Source organism: Sulfobacillus sp. hq2 (assembly GCF_002903155.1).
Taxonomy (GTDB): domain Bacteria; phylum Bacillota; class Sulfobacillia; order Sulfobacillales; family Sulfobacillaceae; genus Sulfobacillus; species Sulfobacillus thermotolerans.
On record NZ_NWUL01000048.1, the window covers coordinates 164,180 to 189,574 of the forward strand.

27 protein-coding genes and 1 CRISPR repeat array are annotated in these 25,395 nt (G+C 52.1%); of the genes, 6 read left to right on the forward strand and 21 right to left on the reverse strand.

Annotated elements, in window-relative coordinates; genetic code table 11:
* Window positions 1-18: 18 nt before the first annotated feature.
* From rpmF to CO251_RS16690, 15 genes are all read right to left on the reverse strand, one after another.
* Complete coding sequence (gene rpmF, locus CO251_RS16620; RefSeq protein ID WP_103376921.1) at window positions 19-198, reverse strand: 50S ribosomal protein L32; 180 nt, start codon at window positions 196-198, stop codon at window positions 19-21.
* A 38-nt stretch (window positions 199-236) separates the two neighbouring features.
* Complete coding sequence (locus tag CO251_RS16625) at window positions 237-761, reverse strand: DUF177 domain-containing protein (RefSeq protein WP_103376922.1); 525 nt, start codon at window positions 759-761, stop codon at window positions 237-239.
* A gap of 65 nt (window positions 762-826) precedes the next feature.
* Entirely contained in the window at window positions 827-2,482 is a 1,656-nt protein-coding gene (locus CO251_RS16630; protein ID WP_158246404.1) for an AarF/ABC1/UbiB kinase family protein, read from the reverse strand.
* On the reverse strand, window positions 2,472-3,665 hold the full coding sequence (iadA, locus tag CO251_RS16635) for a beta-aspartyl-peptidase (RefSeq protein ID WP_103376924.1): 1,194 nt from the start codon (window positions 3,663-3,665) through the stop codon (window positions 2,472-2,474). Before iadA ends, CO251_RS16630 begins: the two co-directional genes overlap by 11 nt.
* Complete coding sequence (locus CO251_RS16640) at window positions 3,662-4,219, reverse strand: hypothetical protein (protein WP_103376925.1); 558 nt, start codon at window positions 4,217-4,219, stop codon at window positions 3,662-3,664. Before CO251_RS16640 ends, iadA begins: the two co-directional genes overlap by 4 nt.
* Window positions 4,220-4,274: 55 nt before the next feature.
* Window positions 4,275-5,294, reverse strand: coding sequence for a PDZ domain-containing protein (locus CO251_RS16645; RefSeq protein WP_103376926.1), 1,020 nt, complete (start codon window positions 5,292-5,294; stop codon window positions 4,275-4,277).
* An 11-nt stretch (window positions 5,295-5,305) separates the two neighbouring features.
* Window positions 5,306-6,076 (reverse strand): patatin-like phospholipase family protein, encoded by a 771-nt coding sequence (locus CO251_RS16650; protein WP_103376927.1) that lies wholly within the window; start codon window positions 6,074-6,076, stop codon window positions 5,306-5,308.
* A 74-nt stretch (window positions 6,077-6,150) separates the two neighbouring features.
* Window positions 6,151-6,615 (reverse strand): ATPase, encoded by a 465-nt coding sequence (locus CO251_RS16655; RefSeq protein WP_103376928.1) that lies wholly within the window; start codon window positions 6,613-6,615, stop codon window positions 6,151-6,153.
* A gap of 2 nt (window positions 6,616-6,617) precedes the next feature.
* Window positions 6,618-7,109, reverse strand: a complete 492-nt coding sequence (coaD, locus tag CO251_RS16660) for a pantetheine-phosphate adenylyltransferase (RefSeq protein ID WP_103376929.1) — start codon at window positions 7,107-7,109, stop codon at window positions 6,618-6,620.
* A 15-nt stretch (window positions 7,110-7,124) separates the two neighbouring features.
* Window positions 7,125-7,667 carry a 16S rRNA (guanine(966)-N(2))-methyltransferase RsmD gene (rsmD, locus tag CO251_RS16665; protein ID WP_103376930.1) on the reverse strand — a complete coding sequence of 181 codons (543 nt, stop codon included), beginning with the start codon at window positions 7,665-7,667 and terminating at the stop codon, window positions 7,125-7,127.
* Between the two features lie 53 nt (window positions 7,668-7,720).
* A complete protein-coding gene (locus CO251_RS16670) occupies window positions 7,721-8,476 on the reverse strand; it encodes a polysaccharide deacetylase family protein (protein ID WP_158246405.1) in 756 nt (251 codons plus the stop codon).
* Window positions 8,473-8,745, reverse strand: coding sequence for a YqhV family protein (locus CO251_RS16675; protein WP_242968666.1), 273 nt, complete (start codon window positions 8,743-8,745; stop codon window positions 8,473-8,475). Before CO251_RS16675 ends, CO251_RS16670 begins: the two co-directional genes overlap by 4 nt.
* Before the next feature lie 15 nt (window positions 8,746-8,760).
* The gene (locus CO251_RS16680; protein WP_103376933.1) at window positions 8,761-9,231 is read right to left on the reverse strand and encodes a DUF441 domain-containing protein; all 471 of its coding nucleotides are present in this window, start codon (window positions 9,229-9,231) and stop codon (window positions 8,761-8,763) included.
* A 107-nt stretch (window positions 9,232-9,338) separates the two neighbouring features.
* Window positions 9,339-10,043 carry a 2-phosphosulfolactate phosphatase gene (locus CO251_RS16685; RefSeq protein WP_103376934.1) on the reverse strand — a complete coding sequence of 235 codons (705 nt, stop codon included), beginning with the start codon at window positions 10,041-10,043 and terminating at the stop codon, window positions 9,339-9,341.
* A complete protein-coding gene (locus CO251_RS16690) occupies window positions 10,030-10,914 on the reverse strand; it encodes a phosphosulfolactate synthase (RefSeq protein WP_103376935.1) in 885 nt (294 codons plus the stop codon). The genes CO251_RS16685 and CO251_RS16690 overlap by 14 nt, the downstream gene beginning before the upstream one ends.
* Window positions 10,915-11,064: 150 nt before the next feature.
* Between CO251_RS16690 and CO251_RS16695 the strand changes: the two genes are divergently transcribed.
* From CO251_RS16695 to CO251_RS16715, 5 genes are all read left to right on the forward strand, one after another.
* Window positions 11,065-12,411, forward strand: coding sequence for an MFS transporter (locus tag CO251_RS16695; RefSeq protein ID WP_242968668.1), 1,347 nt, complete (start codon window positions 11,065-11,067; stop codon window positions 12,409-12,411).
* Window positions 12,412-12,530: 119 nt separating this feature from the next.
* Window positions 12,531-12,755 (forward strand): alpha/beta-type small acid-soluble spore protein, encoded by a 225-nt coding sequence (locus tag CO251_RS16700; protein ID WP_103376936.1) that lies wholly within the window; start codon window positions 12,531-12,533, stop codon window positions 12,753-12,755.
* 96 nt (window positions 12,756-12,851) lie between these two features.
* Window positions 12,852-13,832, forward strand: a complete 981-nt coding sequence (locus CO251_RS16705) for an extracellular solute-binding protein (protein ID WP_242968669.1) — start codon at window positions 12,852-12,854, stop codon at window positions 13,830-13,832.
* Window positions 13,825-14,583, forward strand: a complete 759-nt coding sequence (locus CO251_RS16710; protein WP_103376937.1) for an ABC transporter permease subunit — start codon at window positions 13,825-13,827, stop codon at window positions 14,581-14,583. Before CO251_RS16705 ends, CO251_RS16710 begins: the two co-directional genes overlap by 8 nt.
* Window positions 14,559-15,512, forward strand: coding sequence for an ATP-binding cassette domain-containing protein (locus CO251_RS16715; protein WP_158246406.1), 954 nt, complete (start codon window positions 14,559-14,561; stop codon window positions 15,510-15,512). The genes CO251_RS16710 and CO251_RS16715 overlap by 25 nt, the downstream gene beginning before the upstream one ends.
* 303 nt (window positions 15,513-15,815) lie before the next feature.
* Window positions 15,816-18,250: direct repeats of the CRISPR family, unit length 30 nt; unit sequence GTTTGTAGCCTACCTATGAGGAATTGAAAC.
* 172 nt (window positions 18,251-18,422) lie between these two features.
* Here the strand turns inward: CO251_RS16715 and CO251_RS17500 are convergent.
* From CO251_RS17500 to CO251_RS16735, 5 genes are all read right to left on the reverse strand, one after another.
* On the reverse strand, window positions 18,423-18,599 hold the full coding sequence (locus CO251_RS17500) for a hypothetical protein (protein ID WP_158246407.1): 177 nt from the start codon (window positions 18,597-18,599) through the stop codon (window positions 18,423-18,425).
* Window positions 18,600-18,711: 112 nt separating this feature from the next.
* The gene (locus CO251_RS16720; protein WP_103376939.1) at window positions 18,712-19,299 is read right to left on the reverse strand and encodes a class I SAM-dependent methyltransferase; all 588 of its coding nucleotides are present in this window, start codon (window positions 19,297-19,299) and stop codon (window positions 18,712-18,714) included.
* A gap of 80 nt (window positions 19,300-19,379) precedes the next feature.
* A complete protein-coding gene (locus tag CO251_RS16725) occupies window positions 19,380-20,330 on the reverse strand; it encodes a hypothetical protein (protein WP_103376940.1) in 951 nt (316 codons plus the stop codon).
* Between the two features lie 698 nt (window positions 20,331-21,028).
* Complete coding sequence (gene gpr / locus CO251_RS16730; protein ID WP_103376941.1) at window positions 21,029-21,994, reverse strand: GPR endopeptidase; 966 nt, start codon at window positions 21,992-21,994, stop codon at window positions 21,029-21,031.
* 22 nt (window positions 21,995-22,016) lie between these two features.
* Complete coding sequence (locus tag CO251_RS16735; RefSeq protein ID WP_103376942.1) at window positions 22,017-23,198, reverse strand: glycosyltransferase 87 family protein; 1,182 nt, start codon at window positions 23,196-23,198, stop codon at window positions 22,017-22,019.
* Between the two features lie 92 nt (window positions 23,199-23,290).
* Between CO251_RS16735 and CO251_RS16740 the strand changes: the two genes are divergently transcribed.
* The gene (locus tag CO251_RS16740; RefSeq protein WP_103376943.1) at window positions 23,291-24,787 is read left to right on the forward strand and encodes a polysaccharide biosynthesis protein; all 1,497 of its coding nucleotides are present in this window, start codon (window positions 23,291-23,293) and stop codon (window positions 24,785-24,787) included.
* A 15-nt stretch (window positions 24,788-24,802) separates the two neighbouring features.
* On the opposite strand, the gene CO251_RS16745 is transcribed toward CO251_RS16740, so the two are convergent.
* Window positions 24,803-25,381, reverse strand: a complete 579-nt coding sequence (locus CO251_RS16745; protein ID WP_242968670.1) for a TlpA disulfide reductase family protein — start codon at window positions 25,379-25,381, stop codon at window positions 24,803-24,805.
* Window positions 25,382-25,395: the final 14 nt, after the last annotated feature.

The following is a 25,395-nucleotide window of genomic DNA, read 5'->3' on the forward strand; positions in this document are numbered from 1 at the left end:
AAGCCATGGAATCTGGCATTATGCTTCGTGCTGCACAACAATTCGTCCGTTATAATAGCCACAATGCGGGCAGACGTGGTGCGGCAACCGATCTTTGTGGCACCGCGGGCACTCGACCCACTGCGGGGCAGTAAGCTTCCATGCTGACCGACGCCTATGCGTGCGGGAACGTGATAATTTCTTTTTCGGAACTGCCATCAGATATGCCTCCCATAATCAAAGCCAATTGGGTGTTGCTAGTGGTCCGATGAGGACGGGTCATCAGGAAACTTGAGCTGTTCGAGAAGCGACCACCGACTGTCATGCGGCTCTTGACAGTTGCATGTTTCGACGTTAAGGTTTGCGCCGCAATGCGGACACAACCCTTGACAATCCGGTCGACAATACGGGGCGTAAGGCACGGACACCCCGAACGCATCGGCTACAATGTCATCCAAAAAAATTTTATCACCTTGAAATCGGTAATAATCTTGATCCGGATCGCTAGCGCCAGGCTCCTCTCGAAATTCTTCCACCGTGGAGAATGGAATCACAAGATCGAAGGACTCCAAGCACCGCGCGCACACGGCTTGAACATGAGCTTTGCCTGCAATTTCCGCAATGAGAGCCCTGCCCGTATTGCGCACATTGACATCCAGTTCCGCGAGTCCCTGCAACGGGTACTCGGTCCGTTCCTGAACCACGGCAGGCCATTCTTCGAAAAAATGCTGATGTTCTTCACGGCCAGCCCATTTTTTAACGTCCACAACCCGGATATACATCTAAACCCACCTCGCAAAACTGAAAAAATTATATCCAATATAGTCCTAAGCTGTCAACTTTGCCGTTAAAGCCGCTTCCGAAACACCCCTTCCACAACCACCCATAGCGCCACGACAATACCTAAAATCATGCCATATTCCGTCAAAGGAGCATGTCCCACACTCGCGTGGTCACGGTGCGCCACAAACGCCGTACCCAAAATGACGGAACAGAGGATAAACGTCAAGGCCATGCGGTTAGCTAACCGTTCCCAATGGAAGAAAATGCGTTCGATATTGCGTCCCTCAATCATCACACGGAATTCTCCGCGGGCAATCGTTTGCAACGCTTGTTCCATTTGGCCGGGCAACACTCTTCCCCAGTGGACCCAATCCATCGCCGCATCGGCCACAGGTGGACCCCATGCCGCTGGTTTCAACCGACTGATCAAAATACGGCTTGAGAATTTCTTACCAATCTCAATGAGAGAGAGATTGTCGTCCAATTGCCGCACAACGCCATCGGCAATCACCGCTGTACGCGCGAGCAACGTATACTCGACCGGCATCTGAATATGGTGGCGCTGGGCCAATTGCATAAGGTCCCCTAAGGCTTGCCCAATGCGAAAGTCCTTGAGCGATGTATCATAATACCGCCTGCGTAAGACCTCGACATCGGCATAAAGGCTCCGGGCATCCATCGCCCCAGGCCCCAATCCCATGGCTTGTAACGCATCCACCACTTTGTCAGACCGCCCCTGACTCAGTCCCAGCACAAGGTCTAATGACCGCGCACGCATTACCGGCGAGAGAACGCCCATTAAGCCCCAGTCCAAAAAAATCAGATGGCCTTGGGCATCAACATGCACGTTACCTGGGTGCGGATCCCCATGAAAAATGCCTTGTTCAAAGACTTGTTGATATAAAGACTCTACAAAACGTCGTGCAATTGCCCCAGGATCGAGGCCCATTCGTTCCATCGCCTGGTGGTCTGAGATTTTGATGCCTTCGAGCTCTTGCATGACTAAGACATCAGGCGTAATGAGTGGCCAGTAGGGTTCGGGAATCCATTGCTCAGCGCTTTGAAAATGTTTGTGGGCCAAGTCAGTATTATGCGCTTCGACCGTAAAATCCAGCTCATCGCGCAAAGCGCTAATTAATTCTTTCACCACGTGGCTTAAATCATATTGCCGCGCCCATTCGAGACGGCGCACGGCAAGGTCGGCTAAGTTTTGCAAAATCGCAAAGTCGGCTTCACTGCGTTCCACAATCCCCGGGCGGCGCACTTTGACCACCACCTTGCGCCCATCCTTCAATACCCCACGGTGGACTTGACCGATAGACGCGGCCGCTAAGGGTATCGGATCTAACGATGCTAAAACATGGTCAAAAGGTTGATGCCAAGCATGGGCCAAGGTCTCTTGAATTTGATCAAACGAAACGGGGGGAACCTGATCTTGCAATTGTTGGAGCGCTTGGATCAACGGCGCAGGTAGAAGGTCGGGTCGCGTGGAAGCCAACTGCCCCAATTTGACATAGGTGGGACCTAAATCGACCAGCACCAGCGGAATGCGTTCAGGCCAATTGGCATCAATATCGGGACGTAGGATCCCTAACAATCGGCGGGACCACGGCAGATGCGCAGAAAGACCGAGATTGTCCAAAACTAAGACAAACCCATGCTGCGCTAGGACCTCAGCAATTTCCCGGTAGCGGCGCCAGTGCCTTGGCCTAATGGGCATCGTGCGAACCGACTTCAAAGACATCGCGCACCACAGTACGCCCCTCTTGCACCATGACACGACCTTGTGCAATGACCGTATCAATCTGTGTGCCGTTTATAAGGACACAGTCCGCCGGCCCACCTTCCATTAAACGCCCGGCTGATTGGAGTCCCAAGATTGCGGCCGGGGTGGTGGTAATGGGAGTTATGCACTTCTCCCATGGCCACTGTGTCATTTCGTGAAGCGCTGCGGCTTCGGCAAACAACGTATCCGCTGACCCAACCTCCATGCGCAATAGACGTCCCTCCTTATCAAAAACCGGTATGGATCCTTGCGCATCGGAGCTGAACGAAATCCTATCCCACGGCACGGCGGATTTCTCAAGCGCGATTGCTGCCTCCGACGCCGAAATGCCCTCGGGATCAGATGGACCTGGTTGAATTCCTGTGGTCAAATCGCAATATCCGCCCTGACGCCCCCAAACTTTGGCGTCTTCTAAAAGGCGCGGATTGCGGTTAAGATGGGTTGGCACAAACGTCGAAAGGGGAACATCATACTGATCGCGCACATGAAAAAGCGGCGCCAGTCCCTGGAGCCCATCGCCCACGTGCAAATGCAATACACCGGCCTTCCCGGCTAAAAGGCCGCCCACACGCGCCTCTGACGCTAATGCCGCCAGCATCGCTTCCGTCGGTTGACTGCCCCGGTGGTCACTAATGGCAATTTCTCCAACACCCACCACCCGGTCAATCAGAATAATATCGTCGCGCGCGGAACCGGAAATGGTACGGGTTGGAACTTGATAGGCCCCGGTATAAATCCATGCCGACAACCCCATTGTATTGAGCGCACGGGCTTTGGCTAGCAGGGCTTGGACCGAGCGGGATGTCCCGTCCGTGCCCAACACCCCGACTACCGTCGTAATACCCGCATGGGTTAACCGGGTCAAAGTAATTTCGGGGGTGCGAAAGACGGGTCCACCTTCTCCACCTCCGCCGGATATATGCACATGCTGATCCACAAAACCGGGGCACACCATCATATTGGACGCGTCAATAACGGGGCCCTTGGCCCAAGAAGGTATCATCAAATTAGGCCCTATGGCCGCAATCATAGAGCCCACAATCAATACGTCCTGGACCCCTAAAGACTGAGGCGCATAAACCATCCCACGGCGAATCAGCACCGCCGACACCGTCATTCTTTATTGCCACTACCCTTCTCGCCATGCCCCAACACCAACTCAATTTTTTTCGCGATTTCCTGACTTTGACGAATGACGCTGCGTAGTTTTTGCAAGTTGGCTTGAAGCTCTTGACTTAGTTCATATTGAGCCTGCGTAAGCACTTCGGCCACGGTTTGATTTTGACTGCCTGATCCGGATGACTTGGATTGCACCTTGCCCTTTTTAGCTTGGGCCGATTGTCCAATAAGCGAGGCCGTCGACCCCTGTGATGATGAACCGCTGGTACTTGACTGCCCCGATGATCCATTTTGCTGGTTGTTCTGGCTTGAACCGTTATTCTGAGGTGATTGTTGGCCACTAGCGTTAGTCATTTCCTCTTGAATCATCGACCGAAGCTGTTCGAGGATATTGCCATTCGCATCGGACGCTCCCCCTTGCTGAGACTGTTGCTGGGAGCTATTACTGGATGACGATGAATTGCCTCCCTGCATCCGCTGCATTTCCTGTCGAATCATGTCACGTAGTGTTTGATTGCTCTGATTGGATCCATTTGACCCTTGTGTACCCACTATTGTCCCTCCCAGGAGATTAATATCTCCTGTAGTGTGGGCAATTTTGGCGTTTTTATGTAGTCGCTTTGGTGATATCGTGCAAAGCTTGCGTGAGATTCGACACGGGATAAATGGTCATGTGATACCCTTTGCGGCGCGCCATAGCCAAGGCTTTCGGATAATTGGCCGTGGGGCAAAGAAACACGGTGGCCCCAGAACGATGGACGGTAATAACCTTTTGAGCGACCCCTCCAATAGGCTGCACCTGTCCCGACGGGGTAATCTCCCCAGTTCCCGCAACAATTCGCCCGTGGGCTAAGTCTTTCCCCGTAATTTGGGAGTAAATTTCAAGAGAAAACATCATCCCCGCACTCGGACCGCCAATGCCCTCGCTGTTAATGCTTACAGGCCGTGGAATAACAGGTTCTTGCAACGACGAGATCATGACGCCAATCGCTGGCGCGGAGTCATGAGGAATATGGGTCGTCCGAATCGGCACTACCACAGTTTGGTGCTTGCGCACGACGGTAAAGGGCACAATTTCCCCAAACGTAAAATGCTTGAGCATAATATCATGGACTTGATTGGGGTTGGTAATGGAATAAGGCCCGATTTTAGTAATTAAATCACCAGGCTGCAGCTTGCCTTGAGCATTGCCCTTTTTTAACACCCCAATCACCAACGCCCCCGGTACGGTTTTCACATACGCATGAAGGCCTGCAAGGCGTTCACCCGCCACTTCAGCCGTTAACTGGCTATTGGTCATCAGGCTCTCATTATACTGAATGTATTGATTCATGTTCAGCCCGCCCATAGCGTAGCTCGCCTTTAATATTTCCATATTTGGGTCGAGTCGCGCACCCAAATATTCCAGTTCATTCACTTGCTGAAGCCCCACCGCGACCATGAGCAATTCGCCCTTTTCTGGCTCGGGGTGCCCATTTTTCACATGCACCATTTGGGCTAAGTTCCCGGTGACGCCCGGCGTAATGACCAGGTATGGCGTTGGGATAAACCATAAGACGACGGCGACAGCCACGAATATCGCGGCGACCCATACAATCCATTTGAGGGTCTTGCGCTTGCTCTTCATTGAATTCCTCCTCATCGTTCCCCTAAAAGCTCAATAATGTGAGATATGGCCGCTTCGCAGGCATCCTCCCCCGCTTGAACGATGGCATCCACATGATAGGCATGGCTCTCGCGGCTGAAGTCCACTTTCGGCTTAATGACAACATCTGCTTCAACTGGCTGATATCGGCTTAACTCGCGCGCCATGATGTCAAAAGACTGAAACAGTACGTCAAATAAGGAATGGACTCGCGGTGTGAGTGTCACGCCGACATCCACGGCGACCGTTACATTATGTGGAACTTGGGGGAGAACACTCACCGGTACGCGATTGACGATCCCGCCGTCGACCAGCGTACGGTTATCAATGACCACCGGACTAAAAACCCCTGGAATCGACGAGGTGGCGCGGACAGCGCGCGCGAGCGACCCCGTATTTAATACCACTTCGGCACCCAATTCAATGTCTGCCGCCACCAATTGCAAAGGCGGCTTGCAGTCGGCAAATGTTTTGCCTTGGGTATAGAGCTCAATCAAGGCTTCCAGTTTCTTTCCGGCCAAAATGCCCATTTTGGACAAAGAAAAATCCATCCAGTGGCTGCGCTTGATGCGGCGCGCAATATCGTGAATCATTTCCCCCGAATAGCCTGTACTATAGAGAGCGCCAATGACTCCGCCCATGCTCGAGCCCGCAATGGCCACAATGGGAATGCGGTGCCTTTCCAAGACTTTCAGCACGCCTATATGCGCGAGTCCCCTAGCGCCCCCAGATGACAAGGCCAACGCTACCCCGTACTTTTCCATTGTGTGGGTAATTCACTGCCTCCCCTATCACCGTATGCAAGGACAACCAAAACTTTGCCGCAGGTCCTGTGCTCTTATTCTTCCCTCAATTCTGCGCGGTTTGCTTCCAGGCTCTGGCTCAAGTGATTTAATTCGGTGACCAAACCGGCCAAAATTTCATCCGCATACACTCTGGCTGCCCGGTGAATTTCCCGCGCTGTCGTCCGTGCTTGGTCAACAATCTGGTCGGCTTTGCGACGAGCTTCTTGCAAAATCTCGGATTCTTCCGCTAGTTTCGCCGCTTGCTCCCGCGCGGTTTCCACGATCTGTTGGGCCTCTTTGTGAGCATCCTCCAACAATCGGTCTCGCTCTTGGACCACCCACCGCGCTTGTTTGACCTCTTCGGGCAAGACATGTTGAATCTGCGCCACCAAAGTGGTCAATTCCGCTTCGTCAAGAAGCACCCGGTGGGTCCACGGCAACTTGCGCGATTGCTGAATCAACTGTTGAAAACGGTCTAATAACACCGTCAATTCGGACACAATGGGTTCACTTGTCATGCTCATCCCCTGCTCCCCGCAAATTTTTCTTGAAGGGCTAGGGCGACCACGGGTGGCACCAGGCCCTTGACGTCTGCATGGTATGACGCGAGTTCTTTGACGAGGGTAGAGCTAAGATAAGAATATTTTTCACTGGTGAGAATAAAGATGGTTTCTAGGTCCGGCGCCATTTTTTTGTTCATCAAGGCGATTTGAAATTCGTAATCAAAGTCCAAGACCGCCCGCAATCCCCGCACAATGGCTTCGACCTGGCGTTCTTGTGCATAACGCACCAACAAATCTTCACTCTTCTCAACGCGCACATTGGGGATGTGTTGTGTGGCTGCCTGAACTAATTGCATGCGTTCCTCCGCCGAAAATCGCGGCGTTTTCCCTACGTTGACAAAGACAGCCACAATCAATGTGTCAAATAACTTGGCGGCCCGCTCAATCACGTCAACGTGCCCCAAGTGGATCGGATCAAAGGAACCGGGATAAACCGCAAGTCGTGCCATGTCTGCCTCCTTGCTCTAGGATCTTGTCCAATAGCTAATCGTGGTGTCTCCATAGCGTCGTGTTTTCACAAGGATAGTGCCCATCAAAGGACCAAAATCCTGACCTGTCGGGTGTTCCACGACCACCCATGCCTCTGGCGCCAAGACGTCTTGCAAGCCTTCGCGAATGGTGGCGCTTAGTCCATCTTTCCACGGAGGATCGCAGATGACCAGATTGAATTGATGCCCTTTGTCCCGAAAATGCCCCACAGCACTCTCCGCCGTACCGGGCCACAAACGCACCCACTCGCTCATGTTGACCCGCTCAATGTTAGCGCGAATCACCATCTGGGCCTTTCGGTTGGGCTCCACCGCTACCGACGACGCGGCGCCCCACGAGACGCTTTCCAACGCCATTGCCCCACTACCCGCATAGAGGTCGAGCACTCGCGCCCCCTCAACCTGATTCCGCAAACTATTAAAAATGGCCTCGCGGACGCGCTCTGTCGTCGGCCGGGTGCCTTGGCCAGGAGGGGCCTCGATGCGCAGGCCGGAGGCCCATCCCCCCACGATCCGCATGTCAGTCCTCCTCATAGCAAGAAACTTATTCCAGTATACCATCGCCGTCGGCTTTAATGCATCTGTGCCTGTGTTAGGAGCTGAGAGACGGTCACAAAGCGGTAGCCGCGCAAAGCCAAGTCTTTTAGGATAATCGGTAGGGCAGCTATCGTTTGGGAGCGGTCTGATCCTCCATCATGGAAAAGCACAATATCGCCCGGTTGAATGTGACTAACGACGCGACTGACAATCGCCTCCACCCCAGGGTTGGCCCAATCCCTTGTATCTTCTGTCCACGACCACATAATGACTCGCAGGTGGAGTTCTTGTGCAGCGCGCAATACCGTGGGGTTATAAGTGCCATAAGGAGTTCTTAACAACGTCGGAGGATGGCCCGTGACGTCTTTAATCGCCTGATTCGCTTGCGACAGGTCCGAGACAATTTGTGCATAGCTATGCTTGGCCAAATTCATGTGCGAAAAGGTATGATTGCCGATCTCCATATGATCTTTCACTTCTTGCCGGATAATATCCGGATCGCGCAGCACCTGCTGGCCAATGACAAAAAACGTGGCGAGCGCATGATGCTGCACTAAAATGCGCAAAATCTGCGGCGTCGACGAACGCCATGGCCCATCATCAAAGGTCAGCGCGACGACCTTTTGGTCGGTTGGCACATACCATGTGATAGCCGGATTCGTTCCGCCTCGTGCGGACGCCGCATGCAGTGCATGCCATTCACTTAGTCCCACGATTAACAACATCAACGCGGCCGCCAACTTCCAATGCCGAAAAACACCTCGCAGGGAAATCACAAAAAAGCCGTTCATCGCGTGGTTCCCCATAAAATCATCGCTACGCCCGCACCGATCCAAGCAATTTTGGCAAACGGCACTTTTGTCGCCGCTAGACCAGCAATGCCCAAGAGCATCGTGGACGTCAAAATAATGGGCCCTGCCAGCCCTAACAGACCATTAATACGGACGGCCACATCAAGCCGTTGATAGCGCCACATTAAGAACGCGCCGGTAAATTCAATACTGGCCGACAAAAACCGGATAAGGACCATACTCTTTAAGTACACATCATTGCCCATCATGAGCCCTCCCAATGACTACTTTAAGAAATGGCTCAGCCACCCCACCATTTCTAACATTAAATAAGTTGTCCCTGCGGCCATCAGCGGTCCCACCGGGATTCCGCCCCACAGGACAATTCCTAAAATCGAGCCAACAATCAGCCCAAACATTAAATGGCTGTTGTTAGCTAATAAATGCAAACCCCGCCCATTCAAATTGGTGGCAATCGCGCCCCCTACCACTGCGAGGATTCCTGGCAAGGTAAAAAAACTTTGAAAGACTTCCTTGACATTGACTTTGCCCAAGGCAAACGGAATCAGCATGGCCATGGTCAGAAATAGCAAACCGATTTCCACCCCACGGCGCTCGAGGATGGGATATAAAAAATTCATGCGGGTAAACCGAATCACCAACAAGATGGCCGCTGACGCGGCAATCAGATTCGAGCGCGCCCACATGCCTAAAAGCAGCAGCAACAGTAAGCCAATCGTTTCTGTAGTGAACATGCTGTCTCCTTTGCTCCTTGTCCGACGGCAATATCTATGAAGGCCGCGCAAAAAAAAGACCGGCCATAAATATGGCCGATCCCCTCTTTGGTCAAGCAGAACACATGCTACTGGTTGACAAACCATCCTTCTTTATTGCGGACCACGGCATGGGGCAACAAATCGAGCCGTGCCGCATACTCTACGTCCGCGTCTAGGCCTTGCGCGATAATCGCGCGGGCATGCTGCGCAGTTTTGAGGCCCTCATAAAGATGGTCACGCCATTTGTCAAACAGTGCGCGGGCTATTAACGCCCGGTCTGTACACGCCTCTTGAGGCCAATGCAGCACAATGGCCCCAGCTGCCAACACATCCTCTAAAGACACCTGTCCCTCAGTTCCGGCGCACACAATCAATCCCAAATCATGGGCACTTTGTTGCGCTTGCGCCACAGCGCGGGCATTGACCAAAGATCCTAAGGCAACCCATGGAGCATGGGCCGTGCGCTCTACCGCTTGTGTCCCATTGGTCGTGGTCAAAACCACACGGCGTCCTTCAACCACCGCCCGAGGATAATCGTAAGGCGAGTTTCCGGCATCAAATCCCGGCAACGGCCGATTGTTGCGCTCGCCGCCAAGCACTAAACGCGGATCTTGTTCTTTCAGGGCAAACGCTTTCTCTACCCCTCCAACCGGCAAAACGGCTTGCGCTCCATTCGCTAAAATGGTGGCAATGGTCGTCGTCGCCCGCAAGGTGTCGATGACGACAACAGCCGTATGGGATACATCCGGAAGATCGTCCTGCCAGCGAAAAATGACATCAATCGAGCGGATAGGCCACCTCTCCTTTAACGTGCGGCCGGACCGGTTTTGGGCCTAAAGCCGGCGCACTGACTTGGCTTACCGTTAAATAGTAATGGCGTAAGGTGTCTCCGCGCAATCCCACCCGCAAAGCTTCTAGCGCTAAGACATCTTGCGGCTGCACATTGCCCAAATTCACATTGGGTCCAAAGCGCAAAATTAACTCCTGTTGCTGACTTTTTTGCGGCGCTTCCCACAGCAATCGACTGGGATCGGGAATGTGCGCTACCAATTCTTGCAGAGTTTCTTCCAGGACATTCCCAGAGTCGTCATAAATGACAACCCCTTCGCCACTCTCCCGGCCTTCCACAATGACCGTATCCGCCCCCGCATCGAGATCTTGTTGCACCTGTTGCCATAGGGGTTCCCCTGTTACCGCGTCGCGGGGATCTTTTTTGCCGACTTCACTAATCACTAAATGAAAACCGTACGCACGCGCCAGCTGAATCGTCGAAAATCGGGTCTCTGGGTCAATGGCAATCGTTCCATCTGAGACCTCAATCCCTGTAAATCCAAGTTCCCGAGCGCGATCAAGATATTCCACGATGCGCCCTTGCAATAACGCAAGCTCTAAGAACGTACCCCCGGGGAAAATATCCACACCATACGACTTGACCAATTCAATTTTTTGGCGAAGCAAGCGGGTTTTATAAAACGCCGATGTTCCAAAGGTCAGCTTCACCTGATCGACATAGTCACTCGCCAATTCCATTAAATCCCTAGTCTCCGTCATCCCGAGGCCTTTGTCGATTACCATGGTCATTCCCCGCTGCCGTGGTTTGTCTGTCCGGTCCGGGTGGGGAAAGTCCAGGATGTCAAACCAAGCCTTATCCTGTTTGCTCATATGTCGGGCCTCCCATTTGTTTTGCCGTTCCCTGCCACGATATTCGCGGGAAAAGCTGGAGGTGATTCAATAAATTTGATGTCATCTTGCCTTTCAAAACGGGACATCTTAACAGAGCATGAGTGATTTGAAGGAAATGGAGGCAGCGGCATGGCTCAACACGCCCAACATCGCAATAACCAGCAACCGTCAAAGCAAGAAGACCTTAAGTCGCATACGCGCAAGCTCTGGGTGCTAGCCACCGTCCCTTTTATCATGGTTCTGGGCAATTCCATGCTCATCCCGGTTTTGCCAAAGATGATGAAGGTCATGCACTTAAGCTTGTTTCAAGTCGGCCTGTTAATCACCATTTTCTCCATTCCCGCCGGCATCATCATTCCCTTTGCAGGAGCACTCTCGGATCACGTCGGACGGCGAGTGATCATGACCCCTGCGCTTTTGGTGTATGGCATAGCCGGTCTCGGTGCCGGGATTTCGGCATGGATTATCCCCCATCCCTATCCATGGATTATGGGATTTCGCTTACTTCAAGGTATTGGGGCGGGAGGAACCTATCAATTGGCTATGGCGGTGGCGGGCGACATGTTTCAATCGGAAAAACGTGCGGGCGCCTTAGGCACGTTGGAAGCCGCCAATGGTCTGGGCAAAGTCATTTCACCTATCGCGGGATCCGCGCTGGCACTTATCGTATGGTTTGCTCCGTTTTTTGTGTATGGTCTCTTGTCGTTTCCGATTGCCGCTGGGATTTGGTTTTTAATAAAGGAACCGAAAAACCAAAAGGTCGAAGGCGGCATGAGTCAATACTGGAAAGGATTGGCTACGACGTTCAAAACCAAAACGGGATCGATTCTCACCACCTTTTTGGGTGGAGCGGTCGTCTTATTTGTGCTATTCGGAGTCCTAAGCTATCTCGCAGACATTTTGGAAAAGAACTTCGGCTACGGGGAGTTTACGCGCGGATTGGTCATCGCCATTCCAGTGCTGGCCTCCGCCGTTATGTCCTATATCTCTGGCACGGTGTTGCAAAAACGATTAGCGCAGTGGTCGCGCCCCATTGTCGTCATTGGCATGGGATTAATCGCACTAGCGATGGTCATCGAACCGTTTTTTGCCACCACTAATCCTTATTTGGCCATCGGCATTTTGGTCATCCAAGGTATTGGAACGGGAAGTGTCTTACCCTCTATTAATACCCTTGTGACAAGCGCAACCTCCTCCAAAGAGCGGGGCGTCGTGACGAGTCTTTACGGGAGTGTTCGATTCTTCGGAGTCGCAATGGGACCGCCTATTTTTGCCATGGCCATGACCCACCGTTATCTCACCTTTTGGGGTGCGGCAGCATTAGCTGCTGTTACAGCGGTTCTTTCGTGGTTCTTTATTAATGAAAAGCTTATGCTGCCCAAAAATCTCCGGGGTGGAGGTTCAGGCGGCGGGGTGCGCACCATGTCGCAGACCCAGAGCAAAACGGATAAAAAATCACGCAGCCCGGTTCGTTAACGATTCATCACGGTTTCATACGATCCAAAAGATTCATAAATTCTTTCCAAACGTTACCGGAGTAAAAACGCCAGAGGGAGTCATACTAACCTCACCACACAAACAAGGAGGTGAACACGATGGCACGAGGAAGCAACACCGGCAACCGGGCGATGGTCCAAGGCGCTCAAAAGGCTCTTGACCAGTTCAAATACGAAGTCGCTCACGAACTCGGCGTGCAAGGCGTCGACGACGGCTACTGGGGTGATGTGCCAGCTCGCCAGTGCGGCGCGGTTGGCGGCCACATGGTGCGCAAGATGATTGAAATGGCCGAACAAAGCATGGCTGGCCGCACCAACCGGTAATATCCGGACTCTATTGTAGCATTTAAAAATGGACGGGCAACCGTCCATTTTTTATTCCATTACGCTATAATTACCATCAACATTTGCGAAAAGGATGTGGCGGCTCTGCCCTCTCTCTCTCGTTTATTGGCTGGCCTTGCGCTTGCGGGTGTGTTGGCTGGATGCGGTACGTCTTCGGTTGCTCCATCCCAAACGCCTGTGCACGTGGCGTACGCGGGCTCCTTGCAACTTTTGAACAATAATATTTTAGGTCCGACCTTTCATAAGCTAACCGGTATCCCCTTTCAAGGCCAAGGCGGCGGTTCGTTTGGCATCGCCCACGAAATTGCCCAAGGCAGTATTCCCGCGAATGTTTTTGAAAGTATTGGTGATGGCCCCATTCAATTACTGACACCGCAAAAGACGACGTGGGCCTTGGCCATTGCGGCCAGTCCTCTAGTCATCGCATATAATCCGCATTCACCCTTTGCTGCAACTTTTCGTCAAATTCAAGACGGACAAAAACCCTTTTCCGATGTCTTTGCGCTTTTAGCCCAACCTGGATTCAAACTAGGGCGGACAAACCCCAATACCGATCCGCAAGGCCAAGCCTTTGTCATGATGATTGAATTGGCCCAAAAGCAATACCATTTGAACCCGCAAATCGTCCATAATATTTTGGGACCTATTGACAGCGGATCCGAAATCTACACCGAAGAAGGTGTGCTATCCTTGCTCCAAAGTGGCGGTCTCGATGCCTCTAGCGCCTTTTTGTCCGAAGCCGTTGAACGCCACTTAGATTACATTGCATTACCCCCATCCTTGAACTTTGCCGACCCTCAGGATGCCGCGACTTATGCCTCGGCTCAGGTGAAACTCACAAATGGCAAAGTTATTACCGGTGCCCCATTAACGGTAGATGTCACCACCATTGGGCGCCCACCATCCACGCAAGCCGTTCGGTTTATCACATTTTTACTCTCTAAGCGAGGACAAGCCGCCTGGACGAAAAACGGCTATACGGTTTTTCCACCGCAAGTTGTTGGACACGTGTCTGAAATTCCGTCTCCCATTCGGAAGATGCTGCCCCATGCTTAGACGGGCGGGCACTGCAGTGACGGCCGTCGTTATCTTAGTGACGGTAATCCCCATCGCCGTGCTCATCACGCAAGGTGCGCCCAAATTTGGGCAAGCATTATCGGCTCCAGGGGCGGGACACGCGCTAGCCGTAACCGTCGAATCGGGAAGTTTGGCACTGCTCGTTATTTTTATTTTGGGTCTACCCACGGCCTATTATCTGCGTTATATTCGTTCTCCTGCATTCAAACGCTTCGTAGCTGTGGTGTTGGTCTTAGCGCTATTGATGCCGCCTTTGGTGCTAGGCTTGGTACTCGCCTATGTCTTAGCGCCCGCGACAGCAAGTGGAGCCATCTTAAGCCAGTGGCAAGCCGCGTCCAATAGTTTTCCCGCTTTAACACTGGCCGAAGTCTACGAAGCGCTCCCCTACTTTGTTCTAACCGCATGGAGCGCTATCAGTGCCATCCCCAAGGCGTGGGAAGAAGACGCTTGGGCGCTTCACAAATCGCCATGGCAAACGTTCCGTTTTGTCCTATGGCCAGCGTCGCGTCCCGGATTGGTCACGGCGACCGCTCTGGCTTGGGCACGTATTGTCGGCGCATTTGGGGCACCGGTCGTAGTGGCTTATCACCCGACAGCTCTTCCGGTGCAAATATGGATAACCTTAGAAGAGGCGGGGCTTCCTCAAGCCCTCTCTTTAGCCTTGTGGCTAGTCCTAGTGGGTCTTCCCCTACCGGGATTTCTAACGTGGCGACAAGGAACGGCCTCATGAACCTTTATGCCCAGTTCTCTGCGCCCGGATTTTTACATGGCCATAGTGAATGGCCTGCTGGTATGCATGCTCTTATGGGCCCCTCGGGGTCCGGCAAGACCACGTTGTTGCGGTCATTGGCTGGCCTAGGTTCTACGCTCGCTACTATTGGCCTAAAAGACAGTATCTGGCAAGGTCCTTCCCATGATTTTCTACCGGCCTACCGCCGGCCTTTGGCGTATGTACCGCAGCGCCCAAGCCTTATCCCTTTTCGCACCATCGGTCAGCAGATACGCTGGATCCAGCCTGATTCCACAGTCCCCCTGGTTACCCCACCGGGTCTCGCCCTCTCGGACTTTTGGGACCGATTGCCTCATACATTATCGGGTGGCCAACAGCAGCAAATCGCCTTGGTTCGGGCTTTGGCGACAACCCAGCCTGTTTTGTTATTAGACGAATCCTTGTCCCAAGTGGACCACATCCAGCGTCAGCGCATTATGCACTGGTTATTTGAGACGCGTCCCGCCTCTTGGATTCTCTTCTCAACGCATCAACTCTCTGAAGCCCTAACTTTTAGCGATACCGTCACAATCATTTATGAGGGGAAGGTCTTCCCCACCCGTACCCCTGAGGATTGTCTCATCCATCCGGACACCCCGGAAACTGCTCGACTATTAGGTTACTGTGGGAGTTTCGCTCTGGACAATTGCCACCACCTCCTGATTCATCCCGACTATCTCCTGATTGGCGCATTTCCAGACAAGGGAGAAGTGCTCGAAGCGGACGTGACTAGTATCCCTGGCCCAAGCCCCCTTGAGCGCACGTGGCGAGCCGTCTACCATAACCAGGTCGTCCAGTGGCGAGCGCCACACGCTGCTCGCGAAACGACCGCTCAGGCCTTAACCCTTCTTCGCGCCCCCATTGTGTCCTTTACGTTAAATGACCATTGAGGTCCAGTTTTAGACCGTCAAAACCATTCTGAATCAGTTCATCCCATGACCTAGCATTAATAGACAAATCCCTTGTAGGCTAAATAACGATTTATCCGTGTCATAAGCGGCAAATTAAGCCTCAAACCTCTTACGACAGTGTCGTCGACCTCAAATAGCGCAAAAACCCTAGGAGATCGACGACAATTAAAAAAAACCGCAAATCCACGGTTGGTAAGGGATCTCACCGTTTTAAATGCTTAGAAGTATGGCGAAACTCAAAATGGACGACGTTGACATCCTTGATATCACGCGGCAAAATGGGTTTGTAGCCTACCTATGAGGAATTGAAACATCGTCACTGATCATGATTGGACCCTTCTTCCTGAGTTTGTAGCCTACCTATGAGGAATTGAAACTGAGGTTAGAGAAGTACCTGCTACCATGCCAAAAGTTTGTAGCCTACCTATGAGGAATTGAAACCAAGGGCACAGCTCATCAAGCTGGCCAGGGATTGCGTTTGTAGCCTACCTATGAGGAATTGAAACACGGATACTCGCCACATACGCCTGACACGCTACACAGTGTTTGTAGCCTACCTATGAGGAATTGAAACTCATTCTACCACAGCACGCTAACGCATTTCAACTGTTACGTTTGTAGCCTACCTATGAGGAATTGAAACTCAAGGTACAGGCCACTGCGGGACTTCAGCCCGGAGGGTTTGTAGCCTACCTATGAGGAATTGAAACTGAGGCTCAGCGTATCGCCGCTGGGCGGGCTGGCAAATTGTTTGTAGCCTACCTATGAGGAATTGAAACACACGAGATCCACGGGCTTATGCATCACGGCTTGTTGGTTTGTAGCCTACCTATGAGGAATTGAAACGGGTTCCATACTCGCGCTACATAAGCCGTCCGAAAGTTTGTAGCCTACCTATGAGGAATTGAAACTTCAGTACGGTCGCTGCCATGCTTTTAGATGGTATAGGTTTGTAGCCTACCTATGAGGAATTGAAACTCCAGATTGTCTATATAATGGGAATAGCCCCGGAAAAGTTTGTAGCCTACCTATGAGGAATTGAAACCCCGGCAAATGGGCCTCTCCCGCCAGGGCCTCAATAATAGTTTGTAGCCTACCTATGAGGAATTGAAACATAGTGATAAAGCGTCCGCGTAGCAATATTCATAGTTTGTAGCCTACCTATGAGGAATTGAAACCCGTATCGACCGGAGAGCATGAAATCACCTTGATACCCGTTTGTAGCCTACCTATGAGGAATTGAAACGTCAGTGATACGGCCAAGAGCCAAGGCTTCTTCGGGTTTGTAGCCTACCTATGAGGAATTGAAACCTGTCAAGTAAACCCCTCCTTTTTATTCCTGTCGCCTGGTTTGTAGCCTACCTATGAGGAATTGAAACTTTGGGCCGGAAACGATAAAACCACCATTTATCTCGAACGTTTGTAGCCTACCTATGAGGAATTGAAACTCCCGCGCGACACAGCATAAGATGCACGGGCCGGCCCTGTTTGTAGCCTACCTATGAGGAATTGAAACCCGGGCATTGCAAAACTACCGATACCTGGGCAAATGTTTGTAGCCTACCTATGAGGAATTGAAACCAGCATAGAGACACTTCCAAGACACTTCCATGTGCCAGTTTGTAGCCTACCTATGAGGAATTGAAACAGATAATAGCCGAATTCGCGATCATACGATATGGCATGAGTTTGTAGCCTACCTATGAGGAATTGAAACGCCGATTCGAGACCATATTCCTGAAGCTTCTTTGCCGGTTTGTAGCCTACCTATGAGGAATTGAAACCACCACCTCCAGCCAGCCATAGTGCGGAGGCCGGATGTTTGTAGCCTACCTATGAGGAATTGAAACAGCCAAGTACGGGCGCAGGTCAAACATGCGCTGTGGGTTTGTAGCCTACCTATGAGGAATTGAAACGTGGGCACGGTTTCAAAGAAGGAGGTGTCTGTCCCCGTTTGTAGCCTACCTATGAGGAATTGAAACGGAGGGTATAGAACATGCGTGTACAGATTCGGGAAGTTTGTAGCCTACCTATGAGGAATTGAAACTTGTTTGACGCGGACCCATATCGCAGACAGGGCATAGTTTGTAGCCTACCTATGAGGAATTGAAACCTTGCTCGCGAATCTCTTGCATCTCAGTATTAGTTATCCGTTTGTAGCCTACCTATGAGGAATTGAAACCTTCGTAAATCCCTTCTCTAACTTGCATCCTCATTGTTTGTAGCCTACCTATGAGGAATTGAAACGCCCATCAGCCTCTTAAGATCACCGCGGAGTTGCGAGACGTTTGTAGCCTACCTATGAGGAATTGAAACACCGTATCCATAGGGACGGACGAAGGAGAAGAAGAAAGTTTGTAGCCTACCTATGAGGAATTGAAACTTTGGCCACGGACACCGCCGCGTTCCGGGCCGTGATCAGTTTGTAGCCTACCTATGAGGAATTGAAACTCACCACACATACGACGATCGATACGACCATTGAACCGTTTGTAGCCTACCTATGAGGAATTGAAACGCTAATGCAATATCCTGACACTCAGAACAATCCTCAGGGTTTGTAGCCTACCTATGAGGAATTGAAACTGGTGCTGGTATTTACCGCATTCCCTCCTTTCTGTGTTTGTAGCCTACCTATGAGGAATTGAAACGATTTTTGAAACCCAGATTATAGAGGTGTCCCATGGGTTTGTAGCCTACCTATGAGGAATTGAAACGGTAATCGCTCTTCTGTATGGATCGGGAACTGTTCGGGTTTGTACGGCCTTCTGACACGTACCAACTTTCTACCCTTCCATTGTCGTCGTACTAGAGAGAGAGCGGAAACTCGCATTGGTATTCACTGAGGAAGATGAAGCACTTGCCGATGGAGCCATCGCCGAACGAATGCTAAAGAATCACACTTGCTCCCATTCGGAATCCCAAGCTCTTGCTATGCCACATGGGCGGTAGGATGGCTTCTAAGCTCACCGAAGGAATACGGACCGCGTTTAAGGCTTGGAGCGGTCGGCCCGTCTGAGTTTGCCAAGCTTGACCCATATCCATCAATAAAATCTTCGTCATCATTTCAGATTGTTTCCAAGAAGGCTGCGAACGCTAACTCCCTTGAAAAACGAGGACACATCGATTTTAACTGTTGTAGATGCCCTTCACCATTGTGCTTAGGGCACGACCAGCGTTATTGGCGCGTAGCAATAACCAACGTGGATTCGAGAGGGCCAGAATCCGCTTGCATGACAAACGGCATAATTGGACCGCAAGAAAACAAGCTGGGATCAAATAATTCGTCGACTAAGAAGTGTGTAATCGGCACAAAGGTTCCATGGTAGTCACGTGACGCTCCTCGCAGAAGAAATCGTCCGTGTGGCTTTAGAATTCGGGCGACCTCTTGGACATATCTTTGTTGATCAGAATAAACCAGATGATGCATTAATCCTCTGTCTGAGACAAAGTCACAACTTCTTGTTTCTAGGGGCATGTTAAGAGCATTAGCATGGATCCACTCAACGTAGACTTGAGCGTGCGCTGCATTCTGGCGGGCGATGTCCAATGCCGCCCGGCTGATATCCAAACCGATCACATGAAACCCTAACCCCGCCAAAAAAACCGCGTCACCCCCCGATCCACAACCCAAGTCAACCACTTGGCCTCCGGCAGGGATTAATTGAGCCGCAACACAGGTCACAAGTTCTTGGGATGGATGTGAATAATGCCATTGTGCTAAATGTATTCCCCGAGAATACGCTTCTTCCCAATCAATACCCATCCAGCATCTCCTCCTTCGACAACGAAGTGAACGAATAGGGAATTCGCCGACTAGCGCTTTCCCAAACCGCCTCTTGCAAATCAATAGGCTAGCATGTGCCCGAGCCAATTTTCGACTGCCGCCGTAGAGTTCAGCGCGCCACCCGCGGTTCCTATAAACGGGCCAAAGCTGACCTTAAAGGATGATGTACTGTCCCGAGGCGTCCACGTCTCTAGGACAATTGCCCCATTAACGTGCTGCATCTTGGTCAATGTACCATTTTGTGACAGTAATTGCCTCACTGCACGTGTGCATGGGTTTCCCATAGCCACAATCCATCCGTCGGGCTCTAGCACCTGCATGATGGTCTGCAGTAACGTGGTATGATACGCTTGAACTTGTTTGGTGACCGAGCTACCAGGACCAAGGGTCCTTGTTACGGTTTTCCGTGAATGCATCGGTAGATACTCTGCCGCCATGATTCCGTAATCCTTAGCGATATCCCAAAAGGCTTGCAAACGCTTCTGCGACGGATCAACGGCCTCCTCATACTTGTCTTTCAATAACGTAAACTGCTTGTCTTTTAAGGTGCCCGTTATCGTGCCGAGATTGTAGTAATACCTGCTATGGATAGCCCACGGGAGACTTCCCGGCCATGGTGCGGAAGCTGAGAAAGGGTAGTTCAAGTAAAACTGGGCATAGGAATACCACGTGCCAGGAGGTTCTTCCACGTGGTAGGAGCTAGCAACTATTTTTTCCTGCAGTGCTCCCGCGTCGTAGTGAGGATTCAGGCCCCAAAACACTACATGGATTGGCCATCCAGTCACGGTAAAGGGAATCGGGGCGATGGGAACCAGCTGCTGCGTCTGGGGATGGGGTTCCGCATCACGGAATCTGGCCTCCCCTTTCAAACGCAACGCTTGGTTCCACTTCAGCACAATACTTTGTAGAGGCTGAAGGGCCACCTTCGTGTGCTTGTCAATCGCAAATCCTAGATCATTAAGCGCTGTAATAAACCGGTGGGGCAAAAAGGCTTCTGGACTGTTCGTCATTGATTAGCCCCTTAAGTATGTCTTATGACTCCATTTCCAATCCCGCTCATCATTCGCTCACGCTTACGTTCTAGGGCCGGATTTCGTGCGTCAAAGATGACCCTTGCTGCCTGTCGCCATTTCTCATTCCATTATATCCCCCACATCTTGGGCAAAGGAGAACGTTTCGTAGCCGTCATCACAATTTTTCAACGTATGACAAAACTTAGGAACTATCGTGGTTCGTGCAAGCAGGTTGGCCAATCTCTCATGGCCGTTGATACAAATCCAACCGCGTCAAAAACCAATCCTAGATCAAGGCGATTCCTCAATGATAGGCGCATCGAGCATAGCCAGCACGGTATATGAATCCCGCCATTCCCAAGGGGGCAGAAGAACAAGATGTGTTAGTTGTTTTAACAACGCCGCGAAGCGGCTCGAGGTCATGGAACGTCAATTTCCGTAGGTTTCCGAAACGTAAGTGGTCTACAAAGAATCCTCACGAAGCGACGAGCAAATTTGCCTCGCGTTCACGAGATCTAACACTCAAGACGTATAGGTTAGTCACCACCGAGTCGCTACGACCTTGTCCTAAACAGAAACTTGAGGAGTGGATCCTTCCTGTAGTTGTGGTAAGATAGCCGCCAGGGCACAGTCCCTTGGCGGCTTTGAACCCCGCTCTATTTGACAGCGATACCGCGCTCTTTGGCTCGGAACCTTTACGCCCATTCGCTACGATCAAGCTGCGGCTGAAGCGCGCGATTTAGGGATTCCGCGAGCACATCGGCCATATCGTTAATTAACAAATCAATTTCTTTAGGGGTCACCATCAATCCCCCCAAACGCTCTCCGAGAACTTCTTCGATAAGGGCATTTTGATTCGGCTCCCCCATCTCTTCGAGAATCTTATAAAACTTAGCATCATCCGCCAACTGCTGTACTAAGAGCCTCAGCGCTTCTTGGGCGATACTCATCGCTTGCACAACGGTACATACGCCAATCGCCGTGACCGGGACCCCCACAGATTCATGACTTAATCCTTGCCGTTTATTGCCCACCCCAGAACCCGGATGAATTCCAGTATCCGCAATTTGCACGCTGCCCAGCAGCCGGTCTAAACTCCTAGCTGCCAGGGCATCAACCGCAATGACCAAATCAGGATGGGCTTCGGAGACAATGCCTTTAATCATATCAAGGGTTTCGATGCCGGTGGTCCCCAAGACGCCGGGGGCTACAGCGGCGACAGGCCGCATACGCTCTTGAATCTCAGGAGGAACCAGCTCACTTAAATGCCGGGTCACCAGCAAACGTTCTACCACACGAGGGCCTAACGCATCCGGTGTGGCATTCCAATTGCCTAGTCCGACCACCAAGATGCTTTTACGGGTATCTTCGGGAATCAAGGCCTTCAATTCATCCGTTAATACGTCCACTAAATCCGCTCGCAATCCAGCTTCGCGCTCTTTAAACCCCGGCACATCGAGCGTCACGTAATGGCCTTGGGGTTTGCCCATAAGACGCGCTCCTTGGCTGTTGAACACCTCCACCCGCGTCACATCCACGTGGCGATCTTTTTGTTTGTCAACGCGCACTCCCGGCACTTCTTCATGCGCTTCTCCCCGAACAATGTCGCGTGCTTCAATAGCCATATCCGTAGCTACTGAAATCGGACGAAACTCAGCCATTGGCCGCCCCCTTTCCTTAGCGTTAGACTGCGCCCTCGGTTGGCACTTTATGCGAAACGAGGCGCCTCTCGCTTAAGTGCCAACGTTCATACACCGCTGACCATAAGACAACATCACGCCACGCAATAACAGGCACGACGGCCCGGCCAAAGCGAGCAGCCACCGGACTTCCCAGCGTTCCTAGCGCCAGCCAGCGCATGGCCAGCAAAAAATCCAACAGGCCCGCCACGTTGACCGCTACCAATAAAGGGGGGCTGCTGTCCACCCACAGTAGCGCGTACACGACCCATAGCATATATTGCGGGCTATACACCTTATTGCACAACAGCCACCACGCCAAAGCCGCCGTCCCAGCCTCTATGGGATCCAAGCGCCCCTGGGCCTGCGCCCAGAGTAAGGCTACCCCGCCTCCCACGGTCAGCACTAAGCTCAGCAAGTTGACGGTGTCAATGTGCAAGACACCACGCAAGATAAGCCACTGATAAAGGCCCGGGGCGGGTCCGCGGCCACTATTAAATGTAAAAAATTCCGCCCATCCCGGGCGTGCCCACAATGCGCAGGGCAAATTCAAGCCGCCCGCCGTTAAGACGAACCCCCACAGTAACCGCCGGGCCTCACCTCGCTGGTGGCGTTGGCGCAAACCCCAAAACAAGTACGGCACCAGCACCACGGGGAAAAACTTGGTGGCCATACCAACGCCTAGAGCCACGCCGGTGAGAGCCCAACGCTGATCTTTCCATTCCCAAAGCGCCCATCCCCAGGTCATAATGCCCAACAAATCCCAGTTCAATAAACCACAGACGAGAAGAAGGGGTGACGCACTAAACCACAAGGCTGCCCGCCATCCTCGGCTATGCCACAATGCATAGAGGGCTCCCACAAACGCCAACACCAAGCCAATACCAGAGCCCACCCAGTAGCCCCAAAACCCTGGCAGCCATGCCATGGCCCACATGTAAAAGCCGATTATCACGGGATATTCAATAATGTTGTGAAAATAGGGCAAGGCGCGTGCATACAAATGGCGGGAACTATATAGAGCCGCCACATCGGAATACGTCCCGTGGCTAAAACTATAGGAATAGTATTGCCGGTCGGGATGGCCGTGTGCTAAGGCTAACGCCGGCGGGGCCATTCGGATCAATGCCCACAGTAAGGCTCCTATACCCGGCACACTTACAACCCAAAATGTTCGTGTCTTCACCCCACTCCTCCTCATTTCGATAATGGTGCTCTTTTTCCCGCCGTTAGCAATTTCTTTGGCCTTGTCTCATACATCTAAGGGGAGGGATGGACATGCGCAAGAAACGCTCCTTGTGGTGGGGCACGCTAACGTTAACCGGAGCGGCCGTTGCGTCGCGAGGCTTAGGCCTCGTGTACCGCATGCTCCTCGCACGCTTTTTAGGGGCGGAAGGCTTGGGGTTTTTTCAGATGATCTTCCCCTTTTACGTGGCCCTCGTCACACTGGCCGTTGCCGGGACTCCCGTAGCGGTCTCGCAACTCATTGCCGAAGAGCACACCAATCCGAGACGTTTAATGCGTCTGGCCCTAATCATTGTGACCGTAGTAAGTGTGCCCTTAATTGGCTTGGTCATCATGCTCGCGAAACCTTTGGCCGTGATGCTGTACCATGACCCACGGTTTATCCCCTTGATTATTACGATTGCCCCTGCGCTCATCGCCGTGGGATTTTCCGCAGTACTGCGCGGGTACTTTGTAGGAATTCAACAGCTCACCTATCCGGCCTTGTCGCAAGTATCAGAACAACTTAGCCGCGTGGTAATTCTTTACACGATTCTCAACTTCATTGGCCGACATGCCTTTCACAATGCCCCGTTAGTCGCCGTGGCCCTTATTCCCATAGGGGAAGGTGTAAGCCTTGTCATCTTAGCGCTCGCCTATGTCCGGTCCTACGCCCCCCTCGCTGGGGTGATGTCCCACACCTCGAAGGTACGAGACATTCTTCGTCTCTCCGTCCCCGTCACCTTTAGCCGCCTTCTGGGATCCCTTGTTGGGGTAATTGAAGCCTTTTTCATTCCCATGCGGCTAGAAGCGGCCGGCATGTCTCCCTATAACGCCATCCGGTATTTTGGTCAGTTAACCGGCATGGCATTGCCGCTCATTTTCTTTCCCACCGCCCTCACGCTGTCTCTCTCGACAAACTTGGTCCCCGTCGTTGCGCACTGCCATTCCGCGGAAGACGAACAAGGCATCCGTGAGGCTGTGATGGAAGGCTTGGAAGCGACGGCGGTCTTCACCGTCCCCGTCACGATTTTGTTGTTGGCTTTAGGCATCAAGTTAGATGACCTATTTTTTCATGCCCATATTCATGCCGATGTATTCTATCCTTTGGTATTGGGAGGATTTTTTCTCTACTTTGATATTACCTTGTCGGGTGCCCTGAGAGGACTCGGACGCACCGATATCCCTATGCGCAATGACCTCATCGCCAGCGCTCTGGAAATACTCATGATTTACCTTTTGAGCATTAATCCCCGCATGGCGCCGACGGGCATTCCTACGGCCATTGGTTTGGGCTTCGTTCTCAGTATGGTGTTCAACGCCGTGAGCTTTACGCGCTTAAGCCGCATTCGTATCCCGTGGGGGAAAATCCTCCTCCGGCCTTTGGCGTCTTCTATTCCCGTCCTGTTAACCTTGGCGCTATGGCATATCTGGGGAATGGGACGGCATCTGCCCCAGGCAGAAAGCCTCATGGGCAGCATTGGCCTCACCATTTTGGCCTATCTACTGTCCTTGAGGCTTACAGGTCCAACCCATCACCGCTTACTCTGATGCGGGTGAAAAAGGTCAAGAAGAGGCAAGCAGCTTATGCAAATACGGCGCAATGCTTTGAGGAGACAACAAAGCCCCGCTGTAAATGGCCCGGATGCGTCCATGAGGCCCAATAAAGACAGACATGGGCAAGCCTTGCACCCCATAGGCCGCAGCCACGGCGCCTTGGGTATCAAGCAACACCGGGTAGTTAACCCCTTTGGCCTTCATGTACTGGGCCACGGTGGCTTGGGATTGCTGAACATCGACCCCATAAATGTCAATACGCCCTGCGTAGCTCGCTTGCACTTTTTCAATTTGAGGAATTTCTTTATTGCACCAGGGACACCATGTCGCCCAAAAGTTCAGCCAAACAGGGTGCCCACGCAGCGAAGCCAGACTCACCGTCTGCCCCGCGGTAGTGGTTAAGGTGAAATTAGGAGCGAATTGGCCCGCAGTCAGCCCATATTGAGCTGTCGAGGCGGACGCCGTGGACTTGGTCTTAGGCGCCGCCACCGTATGCGGTTTCGTTCCACGCCCCACCAGAAAGCCTGCATATATCAAGGCCGCGAGCAAAACAATCCATCCCGCCCACCGTTTCATCGCGAGAGACACCCTATCGCCTCCTT

Bases quoted from the DNA above. Each gene is read 5' to 3' on its own strand.
- rpmF (WP_103376921.1), bottom strand. From the start codon at position 198: ATGGCAGTTCCGAAAAAGAAATTATCACGTTCCCGCACGCATAGGCGT.
- CO251_RS16625 (WP_103376922.1), bottom strand. From the start codon at position 761: ATGTATATCCGGGTTGTGGACGTTAAAAAATGGGCTGGCCGTGAAGAA.
- CO251_RS16630 (WP_158246404.1), bottom strand. From the start codon at position 2,482: ATGCCCATTAGGCCAAGGCACTGGCGCCGCTACCGGGAAATTGCTGAG.
- iadA (WP_103376924.1), bottom strand. From the start codon at position 3,665: ATGACGGTGTCGGCGGTGCTGATTCGCCGTGGGATGGTTTATGCGCCT.
- CO251_RS16645 (WP_103376926.1), bottom strand. From the start codon at position 5,294: ATGAAGAGCAAGCGCAAGACCCTCAAATGGATTGTATGGGTCGCCGCG.
- CO251_RS16650 (WP_103376927.1), bottom strand. From the start codon at position 6,076: ATGGAAAAGTACGGGGTAGCGTTGGCCTTGTCATCTGGGGGCGCTAGG.
- CO251_RS16655 (WP_103376928.1), bottom strand. From the start codon at position 6,615: ATGACAAGTGAACCCATTGTGTCCGAATTGACGGTGTTATTAGACCGT.
- coaD (WP_103376929.1), bottom strand. From the start codon at position 7,109: ATGGCACGACTTGCGGTTTATCCCGGTTCCTTTGATCCGATCCACTTG.
- rsmD (WP_103376930.1), bottom strand. From the start codon at position 7,667: ATGCGGATCGTGGGGGGATGGGCCTCCGGCCTGCGCATCGAGGCCCCT.
- CO251_RS16670 (WP_158246405.1), bottom strand. From the start codon at position 8,476: ATGAACGGCTTTTTTGTGATTTCCCTGCGAGGTGTTTTTCGGCATTGG.
- CO251_RS16675 (WP_242968666.1), bottom strand. From the start codon at position 8,745: ATGATGGGCAATGATGTGTACTTAAAGAGTATGGTCCTTATCCGGTTT.
- CO251_RS16680 (WP_103376933.1), bottom strand. From the start codon at position 9,231: ATGTTCACTACAGAAACGATTGGCTTACTGTTGCTGCTGCTTTTAGGC.
- CO251_RS16690 (WP_103376935.1), bottom strand. From the start codon at position 10,914: ATGAGCAAACAGGATAAGGCTTGGTTTGACATCCTGGACTTTCCCCAC.
- CO251_RS16695 (WP_242968668.1), top strand. From the start codon at position 11,065: ATGGCTCAACACGCCCAACATCGCAATAACCAGCAACCGTCAAAGCAA.
- CO251_RS16700 (WP_103376936.1), top strand. From the start codon at position 12,531: ATGGCACGAGGAAGCAACACCGGCAACCGGGCGATGGTCCAAGGCGCT.
- CO251_RS16710 (WP_103376937.1), top strand. From the start codon at position 13,825: ATGCTTAGACGGGCGGGCACTGCAGTGACGGCCGTCGTTATCTTAGTG.
- CO251_RS17500 (WP_158246407.1), bottom strand. From the start codon at position 18,599: ATGATGACGAAGATTTTATTGATGGATATGGGTCAAGCTTGGCAAACT.
- CO251_RS16720 (WP_103376939.1), bottom strand. From the start codon at position 19,299: ATGGGTATTGATTGGGAAGAAGCGTATTCTCGGGGAATACATTTAGCA.
- CO251_RS16725 (WP_103376940.1), bottom strand. From the start codon at position 20,330: ATGACGAACAGTCCAGAAGCCTTTTTGCCCCACCGGTTTATTACAGCG.
- gpr (WP_103376941.1), bottom strand. From the start codon at position 21,994: ATGGCTGAGTTTCGTCCGATTTCAGTAGCTACGGATATGGCTATTGAA.
- CO251_RS16740 (WP_103376943.1), top strand. From the start codon at position 23,291: ATGCGCAAGAAACGCTCCTTGTGGTGGGGCACGCTAACGTTAACCGGA.